At 55.6% G+C, this 12,440-nt stretch carries 12 protein-coding genes and 1 tRNA gene; 9 read left to right on the top strand and 4 right to left on the bottom strand.

Annotated elements, in window-relative coordinates; all coding sequences use genetic code 11:
* Positions 1–79 precede the first annotated feature (79 nt).
* From gatC to tig, 7 genes are all read left to right on the top strand, one after another.
* A complete protein-coding gene (gene gatC / locus CHN51_RS15745; RefSeq protein ID WP_067199340.1) occupies positions 80–367 on the top strand; it encodes an Asp-tRNA(Asn)/Glu-tRNA(Gln) amidotransferase subunit GatC in 288 nt (95 codons plus the stop codon).
* 100 nt (positions 368–467) lie between these two features.
* Positions 468–1,952 (top strand): Asp-tRNA(Asn)/Glu-tRNA(Gln) amidotransferase subunit GatA, encoded by a 1,485-nt coding sequence (gene gatA / locus CHN51_RS15740; RefSeq protein ID WP_100095695.1) that lies wholly within the window; start codon positions 468–470, stop codon positions 1,950–1,952.
* Positions 1,953–2,139: 187 nt separating this feature from the next.
* Positions 2,140–3,627, top strand: a complete 1,488-nt coding sequence (gene gatB, locus CHN51_RS15735; protein WP_100095694.1) for an Asp-tRNA(Asn)/Glu-tRNA(Gln) amidotransferase subunit GatB — start codon at positions 2,140–2,142, stop codon at positions 3,625–3,627.
* Between the two features lie 60 nt (positions 3,628–3,687).
* Positions 3,688–4,266 (top strand): hypothetical protein, encoded by a 579-nt coding sequence (locus CHN51_RS15730; protein ID WP_123906334.1) that lies wholly within the window; start codon positions 3,688–3,690, stop codon positions 4,264–4,266.
* A complete protein-coding gene (locus CHN51_RS15725; RefSeq protein WP_100094867.1) occupies positions 4,263–5,279 on the top strand; it encodes a hypothetical protein in 1,017 nt (338 codons plus the stop codon). Before CHN51_RS15730 ends, CHN51_RS15725 begins: the two co-directional genes overlap by 4 nt.
* Before the next feature lie 153 nt (positions 5,280–5,432).
* Positions 5,433–5,517 (top strand) — tRNA-Leu (locus tag CHN51_RS15720).
* Positions 5,518–5,574: 57 nt separating this feature from the next.
* Positions 5,575–7,131 (top strand): trigger factor, encoded by a 1,557-nt coding sequence (gene tig / locus CHN51_RS15715; protein WP_100094866.1) that lies wholly within the window; start codon positions 5,575–5,577, stop codon positions 7,129–7,131.
* Positions 7,132–7,251: 120 nt separating this feature from the next.
* Here the strand turns inward: tig and CHN51_RS15710 are convergent, their stop codons facing one another.
* Positions 7,252–7,872, bottom strand: a complete 621-nt coding sequence (locus CHN51_RS15710) for an ATP-dependent Clp protease proteolytic subunit (RefSeq protein ID WP_100094865.1) — start codon at positions 7,870–7,872, stop codon at positions 7,252–7,254.
* A gap of 244 nt (positions 7,873–8,116) precedes the next feature.
* Here CHN51_RS15710 and CHN51_RS15705 point away from each other — a divergent pair, with 244 nt between their 5' ends.
* Positions 8,117–8,740 carry an ATP-dependent Clp protease proteolytic subunit gene (locus tag CHN51_RS15705; protein ID WP_100094864.1) on the top strand — a complete coding sequence of 208 codons (624 nt, stop codon included), beginning with the start codon at positions 8,117–8,119 and terminating at the stop codon, positions 8,738–8,740.
* 139 nt (positions 8,741–8,879) lie between these two features.
* On the top strand, positions 8,880–10,151 hold the full coding sequence (gene clpX / locus CHN51_RS15700) for an ATP-dependent Clp protease ATP-binding subunit ClpX (protein ID WP_100094863.1): 1,272 nt from the start codon (positions 8,880–8,882) through the stop codon (positions 10,149–10,151).
* 56 nt (positions 10,152–10,207) lie between these two features.
* Here clpX and CHN51_RS15695 read toward each other — a convergent pair whose 3' ends face one another.
* The 3 genes from CHN51_RS15695 to rpoH all read right to left on the bottom strand — a co-directional run bounded on the left by CHN51_RS15695 (position 10,208) and on the right by rpoH (position 12,391).
* The gene (locus tag CHN51_RS15695; protein WP_100094862.1) at positions 10,208–10,708 is read right to left on the bottom strand and encodes a hypothetical protein; all 501 of its coding nucleotides are present in this window, start codon (positions 10,706–10,708) and stop codon (positions 10,208–10,210) included.
* A 19-nt stretch (positions 10,709–10,727) separates the two neighbouring features.
* Complete coding sequence (gene mtgA, locus CHN51_RS15690; protein WP_100094861.1) at positions 10,728–11,393, bottom strand: monofunctional biosynthetic peptidoglycan transglycosylase; 666 nt, start codon at positions 11,391–11,393, stop codon at positions 10,728–10,730.
* 86 nt (positions 11,394–11,479) lie between these two features.
* Positions 11,480–12,391, bottom strand: coding sequence for an RNA polymerase sigma factor RpoH (rpoH, locus tag CHN51_RS15685; RefSeq protein WP_100094860.1), 912 nt, complete (start codon positions 12,389–12,391; stop codon positions 11,480–11,482).
* Between the last annotated feature and the right edge of the window lie 49 nt (positions 12,392–12,440).

Below are 12,440 nucleotides of genomic sequence, written 5' to 3'. Positions count from 1 at the left end.
CGCGCCAGTGCTAGCGGCGCTCGGTACACAAAAAAAATCCAAAATACCCGAAAAAAGATGAACCTGAAAAGAATGAGTCATGTCAATCGATAAGGAAACCGTCAAAAAGATCGCCAGCCTCTCGAGGATCGCGATTACCGAAGCCGAAGCGGATGCCTTCGTGCCCGAGCTCAACCAGATATTGGGTTGGGTCGAGCAACTGGGCGAAGTGGATTGTTCGAAGGTCGAGCCGATGACGGCGGTGATCCCGAACAAATTGCGGCTGCGCGAGGATGTCGTCACCGATGGCGAGATTCGTGACAAGATATTGGCCAATGCGCCAATCGCCGAACATGGCTTTTTTGCCGTTCCGAAGGTGATTGAATAATGATGTTTCGGAAAGAAACCCCGTTCGCCCTGAGCCCGTCGAAGGGCCCGGCGGCAAACACCAATGCTTCGACAAGCTCAGCACGAACGGAGCCAGTGCTATGACCGCAATATTTGAAATGGGTATCGCGGATATCCGCAGCGGCATTGCCGGCGGCGATTTCACCGCGAAGGAAGTTGCAGAGACATTCATCGCGCGGGTCAGCGCGGCCAAGCCATTGAACGCCTTTCTGGTCGAAACGCCGGAACATGCTCTGTCGGCGGCGGAAGCCACCGACAAGGCCAAGGCCAACGGCGAAACGCTCGGCAAAATGGCCGGCGTTCCGATCGGCATGAAAGACCTGTTCTGCACCGAGGGCGTCGCGACCACGGCGGCCAGCCGCATTCTTGAAGGCTTTGTTCCCCAGTATGAATCGACCGTTTCGTCCAACCTGTTCAAGGCGGGCGCAGGAATGCTCGGCAAGCTCAACATGGACCAGTTTGCCATGGGCTCGTCGAACGAGACCAGCGCATTCGGCAATGTGATTTCGCCCTGGCGGCGCAATGACGGCGGTAGCGTCGACTTGGCGCCTGGTGGTTCATCGGGCGGCAGCGCGGCGGTCGTCTCCGGCCATATCGCGCCGGCAGCCACCGGCACGGACACGGGCGGATCGATTCGCCAGCCTGCCGCGTTTGTCGGCATCACCGGCTTCAAGCCGACTTATGGCCGTTGCTCGCGCTGGGGCACGATTGCTTTCGCCAGCTCGCTCGATCAGGCTGGTCCAATGGCCCATGATGTCCGCGATTGCGCGATCATGCTCGAATCCATGGCCGGTTTCGATGCCAAGGATTCGACTTCGCTGAACCTGCCCGTTCCCGACTGGGAAGCGGCGCTCAATAGCAATCTGGCGGGCAAAAAGATTGGTATTCCCAAGGAATATCGGGTCGACAATATGCCACCTGAAATTGATGCGCTGTGGCAAAAGGGCATTGAAATGCTCAAGGATGCTGGAGCGACTATCGTCGATGTCTCGCTGCCGCACACAAAATATGCATTGCCGGCTTATTATATCATCGCGCCCGCCGAAGCATCGTCCAATCTCTCGCGCTATGATGGCGTGCGCTACGGTCTGCGCGATCTGCCGGACGGGGCAGGGCTGCAGGACATGTATGCCGCCACCCGCGAAGCCGGTTTCGGACCGGAAGTGAAACGCCGGATCATGATCGGCACCTATGTGCTGAGCGCCGGCTATTATGACGCTTATTATACCCAGGCGCAGAAGGTCCGCACGCTGATCTCGCAGGATTTCGACAAGGCCTGGAACAGCTGCGACCTGCTGCTGACCCCGACCGCGCCAAGCGCAGCCTTTGGTCTGGGCGAGAAAAGCGACGATCCGCTGGCCATGTATCTCAACGACGTGTTCACCGTGCCCAGCTCGCTGGCCGGATTGCCAGCGATGTCCGTGCCCGCCGGACTGGACGGCAAGGGCTTGCCGCTCGGCCTGCAGATCATCGGCAAGGCGCTGGATGAGCAGAGCGTGTTCAACGCAGGTCTGGCAATCGAGGAACGGGCTGGATTCGTGGCGAAACCGGAACAGTGGTGGTGAAATTTGCTGGGCGAGTTAATCAATGAATTGGTTTTTAAGCCGATATTGTCTGTTTTATTGTGGACCGTCTGGGCTGCAATACTGTGGATATACTGCCTACTAACGTTTCAATTGCATAATTTCAGCAGGTATTTTGATTGGTGGAATAACTTGCTCCTGCATGGAAGAATTAAGCGGAAGAATCCATATGACTGAATCAACATATCGTATCCAGGGCGGAACTGGCGAATGGGAGGTCGTGATCGGCCTCGAAGTCCACGCCCAGATCACCTCCGAATCGAAGCTCTTTTCCGGGGCCTCGACCGAATTTGGCGCTGAGCCGAATACGCAGGTCAGCCTCATCGACGCTGCCATGCCCGGCATGTTGCCGACGCTGAACGGCGAATGCGTCCGTCAGGCGGTGCGCACCGGTCTCGCGATCAACGCGCAGATCAACAAATATTCGCGCTTTGACCGCAAGAATTATTTCTACGCCGATCTGCCGCAGGGCTACCAGATTTCGCAGCTTTACCATCCGATCGTGGGCGAGGGCGTGATCCAGATTTCGCTCGATGAGAAAGATCCGGACGCCCACGGCAAGGCAATCGGTGTCGAGCGGATCCATATCGAACAGGATGCCGGCAAGCTGATGCACGACCAGCATCCAACCATGTCCTATGTCGATCTCAACCGCTGCGGCGTCGCTCTGATGGAAATCGTCTCCAAACCGGATATGACCTCGCCCAAGGAAGCCGCGGCCTATGTTCGCAAGCTGCGTTCGATCCTGCGCTATGTCGGGTCATGCGACGGCAATATGGAACAGGGCTCGATGCGCGCCGACGTCAATGTCAGCGTGCGCAAGCCCGGCGGCGAACTCGGCACAAGGACCGAGACCAAGAATGTCAACTCGATGCGCTTCATCCAGGCGGTGATCGAATATGAAGCCCAGCGTCAGGTTGATCTGATCGAGGATGGCGGCGAAGTTGTGCAGGAAACCCGCCTGTTTGATCCGGACAAGGGCGAAACGCGGTCGATGCGCTCGAAAGAAGACGCGCATGATTACCGCTATTTCCCCGATCCCGACCTGTTGCCGCTGGAGCTGGAAGATGATTTCATTTTCGACTGCAAGGCAAGCCTGCCGGAACTGCCCGACGAAAAGCGCGCGCGCTACAAGAGCGTTCTCGGCCTGAGCGCCTATAATGCTGCGGTCCTGACCGCAGAGCATGAAACCGCTCTTTGGTTCGAGGAACTGCTCGAAACCACCGACCAGCCCGAAAAAATTGCCAGCAGCGCCGCCAACTGGGTGACGTCCGAACTGTTCGGCGCGCTCAACCGCATGGGACTCGACATCGAGAACAGCCCGGTTTCCCCGGCGCAGGCCGCTGAATTGCTCAGCCTGGTTGCCGATGGCACGATTTCGGGCAAGATCGCCAAGCAGGTCTTCGAGATCATGCTCGAAACCGGTGATGGTGCGAAGAAAATCGTCGAGGAACAGGGGCTCAAGCAGGAATCCGACACCGGCGCGATCGAAAAAGTCATCGCCGACGTCATGGCCGCCAACGAAGACAAGGTCGCCCAGTACCGCGGTGGCAAAGACAAGCTGTTCGGTTTCTTCGTCGGCCAGACGATGAAAGCAATGCAAGGCAAAGCCAATCCGCAGGTGGTGAATGAACTATTGAAGAAGGTCCTTGATTGAAGCGGTGAATGCAAATAGCGTCTCCTGAAATCTATAATGGATTTCGGGGGAGGTTATTCAGTGCGGAATTTTGCGATATTCATCGCGGCGGCTAGTATTTCACAGGCTGCCTGGGGGCAGGCGATCAAATCGGAGCCGCCGCTGGAGGTTTTTTCGGAAGACCAAATTGCTGCGATCGAATATCCCGATCTGCAATTTGAAGAAACCGAAGCGGATATCAGGGTTTACGACAAATATTTCTTCTTCCACCGGCCGGACACGAGCTTTGACGTTGCCTTCGGCGATATAAACGAATGCGATGCCCTGGCGCGCGGCGCGGGCTATTACAGCACCAGCGTCTCTTATTATTCGCCGCAAGCCGGCATGCTGGGCAGCGCGGCCGGCAGCATTATCGGTTCGCTGGTGGCCGATGCCATATTCGGCTCTGCCGAGCGCCGCCGGGTCCGTCGCGTCAATCTTCGCAACTGCATGGCCTTCAAGGGCTATGACCGATACGGGCTTGAAAAGGAGCGGTGGCAGAAATTCCATTTTGAGGAAGGCTTCGGCGAAGCAAATGACGACAAGCGCCGGGAATATTTCTTGATCCAGGCCAAGGTAATATCCGGCCCGAAACCGGCAGGCGAGGTGCTTGAAAAATGAGAAACAATATCACGCGGAAATTCGCAATCCTCTTGCTTCCCCTGATCGCTCTGGCGGCAACCGGTCCCGCTCAGGCGGAGAGCCGGAATATCGAATTCGATTCCGTCGAAGAAAAGAATCTGAAAAACGGCAAATTCCTGTTTGACGAAAGCAAGGGATATATATTCCTGCACGGAAACAGCCGACAATGGGGTGTCTTCATCAAGGAACCCGGTCAGGAAAATATCGCGGCCTACGAGGCCGAGTGGACCGAACAGTTCGAGAAGGCGAAAAGCAAATATGTTCGGGAACTTAAGAGATGGGAAAGCCTGACCGAATCCAGGGCGAGCCGCCCCGGCAAGAAGCCGGTCGAACCAACCGCTGAAACATTCTCGATCGGACCGATCGAGTTGTGGAATTCGGTCAGCTTTGGTCCCCAGTTTGTTTTCTCCAAGGACAAGTCCGACAAGGAAAATCCTGTCTTCAGCTATATGATCGAAGTCGAACCGGGCAATTATAATTATTTCGGCCCGGTATTGAGCGTCCCCGGTGCGGCGACGACTGGTGTCTGCTATTGCATGGGCAGCGTGAAATTTTCGGTCAGCGCCGGACAGATCACGGATCTGGGCAATTTCCTGACCAATGCACCCGCATTAGACAATGGCGGTACAGCGCTTCTCGGGCCGATGCTTTTGCAGGAGAACTCTCCCGATTCAAAGGCGTTGCGGTGGCTGAAATTGCCGGTCAAGTTCGGATTGCCCGATTCTCTTTCATCCTATCCCGCCGCACGTGCGGAATTTGCGCCCTCGGGCAAGCTGAATAATGTCTATCGGGCGATGGTCAGCAGAATGGGACCGGTCGAAGGCCTGTTCAGATATGAGCGTGACCAGGTGATTGATATCAAGGCCGAGGAAGAAGCGGCGCGCGTCGCGGCTGCTGAAGCAGCGCTGGCCGCATCACCTGCGCCAGAAAGTGCCGCAGAAGCTGAGGTCACGGAAGCGGACGCCATTGTCTCTGACGCTGTGGTTGAGTGAAGCGGGGTCGGGCAGGCAAGGCCCTATGGCCCGTGACCAGGCTGATTCGGCAATTGGTCGATTAGAATTTCAAACCCCACTTGCCCTCAACGAGCCTTTCGGCTAGGCGCGCGGGTCAATCGTACTTCGATAGAGTTTTGACGACTTAGCTGGGCGGGCGTGGCGGAATTGGTAGACGCGCCAGATTTAGGTTCTGGTATCTTCGGGTGTGGGGGTTCGAGTCCCTTCGCCCGCACCAAGTTAGTTGCAATATCTATCGTTACACATCGAATATGAAGGCACCAGAAGGATAGTCATGCAGATTGTTGAAACGCTGAACGAAGGTCTGAAACGGGCCTATGAAATCAAGATTACCGCGAAGGATATCGAATCGCGGGTCGAAGCCGAAGTGCAGAAGCTTGCACCACAGGTGAATATGCCCGGCTTCCGCAAAGGAAAGGTTCCGGCCAATCTTGTGCGCAAGATGCACAATGACGCCCTGATGCAGGACGCGCTGACCAGCTCGATCCAGGAAAGCATCGAGAAAACCATGACGGACAATAATCTCCGTCCGGCGATGCAGCCCAATGTCGACCTTGAAGAAGGCTATGAGCCGGGCAAGGACGCCAATGTGAAGCTCGATCTGGAAATCCTGCCGGATGTTCCGACTCCATCGGTCGACGGTCTGAAACTCGAACGCCTTCAGGTGGAAGCGGACAAGAAAACCGTTGATGAAGCGCTGCAGAAATTCGCCGAAAGCCAGAAACAGTTCGAAACCGCACCCAAAACCTACAAGGCGCAGACCGGCGACCAGTGCCTGATCGATTTCGAAGGCAAGGTTGACGGCGTGCCGTTTGAAGGCGGCAAGGGCGAAGGCATGGCGATCGAACTCGGTTCCGGCCGTTTGATCCCGGGCTTCGAAGACCAGCTGATCGGCAAGAAGGCCAATGACGAAGTGCTCGTCAAGGTGACCTTCCCCGACGACTATAATGTCGAGGACCTCAAGGGCAAAGACGCGACTTTCGACGTTGTTGTTGCCGAAGTGCAGAAGCCGAAGGTGGCAAAAGCCGACGACGAAATGGCGAAATCCATGGGTCTGGAAGGCATTGACCAGCTGTCCGAACTGCTCAAGGGCCAGATCGAACAGGAACTCAACGGCCTGACCCGGACCCATATGAAGCGCAAGCTTCTGGACCAGCTGGCAGCCAGCCATGATTTCGAAGTGCCACCGGGCATGGTCGAAGCCGAATTCAACCAGATCTGGCAGCAGCTCGAGCAGGAAGCGGCCCAGGAAGAAGATCCTGAGGCGGCCCGCAAGGAAATGGAAGACGAGAAAGACGAATATCGCGATATAGCGGTGCGTCGTGTCCGGCTTGGACTGCTGCTCTCGGAAATCGGCCAGGCCAATGGCGTCGAAGTCAGCCAGCAGGAAATGGGCATGTTGATCCAGCAGGCGGCTCAGCAATATCGTCCGGAAGACCGCGACCGGTTCGTCCAGTATATCCAGCAGGACCAGATGGCGGCAGCCCAGCTTCGCGCACCGATGTACGAAGACAAGGTTGTCGACTTCCTGTTTGAAAAGGCCGAAATCACCGACCGCAAGGTAACGCGTGAAGAGCTGGAAGCTGCGATCGAGGCAGAAGACGAAGCCGAAGCAAAGCCGGCAGCCAAGAAAAAGGCGCCAGCCAAGAAAGCCGCTGCGAAAAAGCCAGCTGCCAAGAAGGACGATGCCGAAAAGGCACCGGCCAAGAAGGCTGCAGCGAAAAAGGCTCCGGCCAAGGCCGCTGCCGAGAAGGCTCCAGCCAAAAAACCGGCGGCCAAGAAGCCAGCGGCGAAAAAGCCGGCTGCGAAAAAGGCGCCAGCCAAGAAATAATCTATCCCGTCGGGACGTTGAAAAAGCCGGGCAGGGTGAACCTGTCCGGCTTTTTTATGGGCTGAGATCAACGAGATCTGGCTGCCAAAGGAGCGCGCCAGCCCTCGTTAGATGATGACGTTAGATGATGACTTCGCTAGCCTTGTCAATCACGGTGCCGAGAATGCCATATTCCTTGGCTTCTTCGGTGCTCATCCAGTAATCGCGATCAATATCCTTGCGGACCCGCTCGACGTCCTGTCCGGTTTCGTCCGCGATAATCCGCGCCAGTCTTTCGCGCATCTTGACGATTTCCTGCGCCTGAATTGCAATGTCCGATGCCTTGCCGCCGGCACCACCGGATGGTTGATGGATCAGGAACCGGGTATTGGGCAGGCAGAAGCGCTGTTCCTTGGGAACGCCGAGGAAAATATGCGTGCCGGCGCTCGCGACCCAGCCGGTTCCGATCATGGCGACCGGTGAGCTGATATAGCGGACAAGATCGTGAATCGTATCGCCCGATTCGACGTGACCGCCGGGAGAATTCAGAAAGATGCGAATGGGATCATTGTTGACATGGTCGAGATAGAGCAGCTGCGTCGAGACCCGCTCCGCCAGCTTCTGGTCAATGCCGCCGAATATCATGATCGTACGGGCTTCCAGAAATTTCGTCATCATGGCGCCGGGCAGGCCACCGGACTTGTTCTCTTCCTCGTCCTCTTCGTTGTAAAAGGGTGTAATCGGGCTGTTGGTGGTTATCATTCTTGACTCCGCAGATGGAAATTCGACTGGCACCGATCACGGAACGATCAGCATTGCCTTGCATAACATGTAGGGATAGCCGGGATCGTGCACAATGATCCTTGTCTCGACAAGGTATTTTTTATTGGCGGCAATCATTCTTGCTCAAGATCGTTAAAGCCCTTGAACAATTCGGCGATAATCCCGATGTAGTGGCGACGCTGAAGACAGGCGCAAAAGAGATAAAAACAGGACGACCTACAACATGCATGATCCGATCACAGACGCTCTAGTCCCGGTTGTTATCGAACAATCCAACCGCGGCGAACGCAGCTTCGACATTTTTTCCCGACTGCTGCGCGAGCGGATCGTATTTGTCACCGGCCCGATCGAGGACGGCATGGCTTCAATCATCACCGCACAATTGCTGTTTCTGGAATCAGAAAATCCCAAGAAAGATATTTATCTCTACATCAACTCGCCAGGTGGCGTGGTGACCGCCGGCATGGCGATCCACGACACGATGCAATATATCCGGCCCCGCGTCGGTACGGTTTGCGTCGGTCAGGCGGCCTCGATGGGCAGCTTCCTTCTGGCAGCCGGTGAACCGGGCATGCGCATGGCCACCACCAACGCGCGGATCATGGTGCATCAGCCTTCCGGCGGCGCCCAGGGCATGGCATCGGATATCGAGATCCAGGCCAAGGAAATCCTGCGTATCCGTGCAAGAATGAATGAACTTTACGCGCAATATACCGGAAAATCGGTCGAAGAGATCGAGAAGGCCATGGATCGCGATACATTTCTCGAAGCCGACGAGGCCAAGGCTTTCGGCATCGTGGATGAAGTCTACAACAAGCGTCCCGTGCCGTCGGAAGATACCAAATAAGCCGTTGGTGCGGCTCTAAACGAAATTTAAGCCATATTTGATAGACTTGTCTATTCGCCGGAAAAGCCGCGAAAAAAGCGGTGGCAATTTGCGATATGGCGGTTAGATATAGAATATAGGCCGGTTTAAAGGACTTTTTATGACGAAATTGACGGGATCTGATTCGAAGAGCACCTTATATTGCTCTTTCTGCGGCAAATCCCAACATGAAGTCCGCAAGCTGATTGCCGGACCCACGGTGTTCATCTGCGATGAATGCGTAGAGCTTTGCAACGACATCATTCGCGAGGAAACCAAGGGTGCCGCTACCGGCCGCAAGGACGGTGAAGTCCCGACGCCGCAGGAAATCTGCGATGTATTGAACGACTATGTGATCGGACAGAAACGCGCGAAACGCGTGCTGTCGGTTGCTGTCCACAATCATTACAAGCGCCTCAACCACGCCGCCAAATCCGGCGATATCGAACTGGCAAAGTCGAACATCCTGCTCGTTGGCCCCACCGGCTGCGGCAAGACGCTATTGGCGCAGACCCTGGCGAAGACATTTGATGTGCCGTTCACCATGGCCGATGCGACGACATTGACCGAGGCCGGCTATGTCGGCGAGGACGTCGAGAATATCATTCTCAAGCTGCTCCAGGCTTCCGACTATAATGTCGAGAAGGCCCAGCGCGGCATCGTCTATATCGACGAAATCGACAAGATCAGCCGGAAAGCGGAAAATCCGTCGATCACTCGCGATGTTTCCGGTGAAGGCGTTCAGCAGGCTTTGCTGAAGCTGATGGAAGGCACAACCGCCAGCGTTCCACCGCAGGGCGGCCGCAAGCATCCGCAGCAGGAGTTTCTGCAGGTCGATACCACCAATATCCTATTTATCTGTGGCGGTGCTTTCGCTGGTCTGGAAAAGATCATTGGCGACCGTCTGGAGGGCAAGTCCATCGGTTTCGGCGCCCATGTCGCCGCTCCCGAAGAGCGTCGTATCGGCGAACTGCTGGCCCAGGGCGAGCCCGAGGATCTGCTCAAATTCGGTCTGATCCCTGAATTCGTCGGCCGTCTGCCGGTGATCGCGACGCTCGAAGATCTCGATGTCGATGCGCTGGTCACGATTTTGCAGGAACCGAAAAACGCGCTGGTGAAGCAATATCGCAAATTGTTCGAGCTGGAAGATGTCGGTTTGACATTCACCGACGACGCACTGGTTGCGGTTGCCAACAAGGCTATCGAACGCAAAACCGGTGCGCGCGGCCTGCGTTCCATCGTCGAGAATATCCTGCTCGATACGATGTTCGACCTGCCCGATCTGGAAGGTGTGGACGAGATTGTGATCGACAAGGATGTCGTCGCTGGCACGAAAGAACCGGTGAAGGTGATTGCGAAGAGTGCCAAGGCGAAGAAGGAAGACGCGGCTTAGAAAATCCGTCTCTTTTCTCGGTTCGGCGTTGCAATCCCGGCCAATGGGTTAGACATCTAGGTATTAAAGCGGTCGTGGCAATTTACCGACTGCCCACGGGCATTTTTGACCCTGATAATCCTGGATATGTCTGCCCAGAAAACACCTTCCTCTTGTCTAGGGTTTGTTGCATCTACTAATGCGACCAAGCAGATCCCTCTCGAAGCCAGCGCCTTGATTGTCTCGATATAGGCTGTCGAGCCGGTCTCCCGTTCTAGGCGGACCACCACATATTTGCCCACGCTATCCGGTCCGAGGTTCTGAGGATCATCGTCGACCAGCTCAGTCGTAATGTCCTTCACCACAGCACTATCTTTAATCCAAGCGGTTTGAGCTCGATCATAATACGGTAATTTATCGATCGAAGCTTTGTCGGAAAAACTTAAAGCCGCAATCGTTGTGCCCAATTGAACATCAGCAGATTGATCATTATCTCGATCGAAACTGTACCAACACAAATTGGCAAGAATAAGCGCAAGGCAGGCGCCGACGAGAATTTTGCGTTCTATTTTTATCACAGTAGATGTGCGTATATATTTAATTGTAGATACAGCTGTCTAACCCCTCGTTGGCCACCACATTGATCCGTGCCGCAATCGTGTTGCCATAGCGCCGGGTAAAGCCGCTGGCGCCGTTGACAGCGCGCTTCTTGGGCAGGGGCAGGGCCGCCGCGATGCGTGCCGCTTCGATCTTGGTCAGATCCTTCGCGTCCTTTTTGAAATAGCGCTGCGCACCAGCCTGCACGCCATAGGTGCCGATGCCGGTTTCCGCGATATTGAGATAGACTTCCATGATCCGCCGCTTGCTCCAGATCGTCTCGATCAGGAAGGTGAAATAGGCTTCCAGCCCCTTGCGGAAAAATCCGCCGCCCTGCCAGAGAAACGCGTTTTTCGCGACTTGCTGGGAAATGGTGGATCCGCCTCTTATCCGGCCGCCCTGAGCGTTGCGCTGAATCGCTTTCTGGATCGCTTCGGTGTCGAAACCGTTGTGGCTGCAGAATTTACTGTCCTCCGCAGCAATCACCGCCCGCGCCATATTCGGGGAAATATCGCCGAAACTCGTCCAGTCCTTGGTGATGCCATTTTCATCCAGAATCATGGTTGCGGTTATTGGCGGCGGCAAAATTGCATAGATCCCGACCCACGCCACCGTGATCAGAATGAAATAGACAGCAAATTTGAAGAGAAATCTGATCGCCCGCATGAGGGGCAGCCTAAATGCAAAACGCCCCGAAAACAATTTCTGTTTCGGGGCGTTTCGCTATTTCGGACCGGAGTCGTGCCCGGCGATCAACTCGCTGCCAGAAGCTGCTTTTCTCCGGCGATACGGAGCATCGCCTTTTGCAGTTTTTCGAACGCGCGAACTTCGATCTGACGAATGCGCTCGCGGCTCACTTCATAGACCTTGCTCAGGTCTTCCAACGTCTTGGGATCTTCCGACAAGCGGCGTTCAGCCAAAATATGCTGCTCGCGCTCGTTCAGCGAACCCATGGCTTCGGTCAGCATTTCGTGACGGAAATCGGCTTCCTGTGCGGCAGCGATCGATTCATCGTGCAGCGGGCCGTCGTCTTCTAAAATGTCCTGCCACTGGCCGCCATCGCCGTCCTCGGACGACAGGGAGACGTTGAGCGACGCATCGCCGCCCATCGACATGCGGCGGTTCATATTGACCACCTCATGCTCCGCGACGCCAAGATCGGTGGAGATTTTCTGCACGTCTTCCGGTGACAGATCCCCGTCTTCAAACGCATCCAGATTATTCTTCATCCGGCGCAGGTTGAAGAACAGTTTCTTCTGGGCCGCGGTCGTGCCCATTTTAACGAGGCTCCAGCTGCGCAGCACATATTCCTGAATGGATGCACGGATCCACCACATCGCATAGGTTGCGAGGCGGAAACCGCGATCGGGTTCGAATTTCTTCACGCCCTGCATCAGGCCGACATTGCCTTCGGAAATCAGATCCGACACGGGCAAGCCGTAGCCGCGGAAGCCCATTGCAATCTTGGCAACGAGTCGCAGATGCGAGGTGACGAGCTGGGCTGCTGCTTCCTGATCCTTGTGCTCAGAATAGCGTTTCGCCAGCATATATTCCTGTTCGGGAGTCAATATCGGAAATTTGCGAACTTCCGAAAGATATCGGTTCAGGCTTGCATCCCCCCCTAAGGCTGGGATCTTGGCCGGAACATTGCTACCATTAGCCATTTTCGTTCCTTCTTTGTTGTGCCGCCAGGCCTCATCAAGCACCCTTTGG

Source organism: Sphingorhabdus sp. YGSMI21 (assembly GCF_002776575.1).
GTDB lineage: Bacteria > Pseudomonadota > Alphaproteobacteria > Sphingomonadales > Sphingomonadaceae > Parasphingorhabdus.
This window is presented reverse-complemented; position numbering and strand designations above follow the sequence as displayed.

Bases quoted from the DNA above. Each gene is read 5' to 3' on its own strand.
- gatC (WP_067199340.1), top strand. From the start codon at position 80: ATGTCAATCGATAAGGAAACCGTCAAAAAGATCGCCAGCCTCTCGAGG.
- gatA (WP_100095695.1), top strand. From the start codon at position 468: ATGACCGCAATATTTGAAATGGGTATCGCGGATATCCGCAGCGGCATT.
- gatB (WP_100095694.1), top strand. From the start codon at position 2,140: ATGACTGAATCAACATATCGTATCCAGGGCGGAACTGGCGAATGGGAG.
- CHN51_RS15725 (WP_100094867.1), top strand. From the start codon at position 4,263: ATGAGAAACAATATCACGCGGAAATTCGCAATCCTCTTGCTTCCCCTG.
- tig (WP_100094866.1), top strand. From the start codon at position 5,575: ATGCAGATTGTTGAAACGCTGAACGAAGGTCTGAAACGGGCCTATGAA.
- CHN51_RS15710 (WP_100094865.1), bottom strand. From the start codon at position 7,872: ATGATAACCACCAACAGCCCGATTACACCCTTTTACAACGAAGAGGAC.
- CHN51_RS15705 (WP_100094864.1), top strand. From the start codon at position 8,117: ATGCATGATCCGATCACAGACGCTCTAGTCCCGGTTGTTATCGAACAA.
- clpX (WP_100094863.1), top strand. From the start codon at position 8,880: ATGACGAAATTGACGGGATCTGATTCGAAGAGCACCTTATATTGCTCT.
- mtgA (WP_100094861.1), bottom strand. From the start codon at position 11,393: ATGCGGGCGATCAGATTTCTCTTCAAATTTGCTGTCTATTTCATTCTG.
- rpoH (WP_100094860.1), bottom strand. From the start codon at position 12,391: ATGGCTAATGGTAGCAATGTTCCGGCCAAGATCCCAGCCTTAGGGGGG.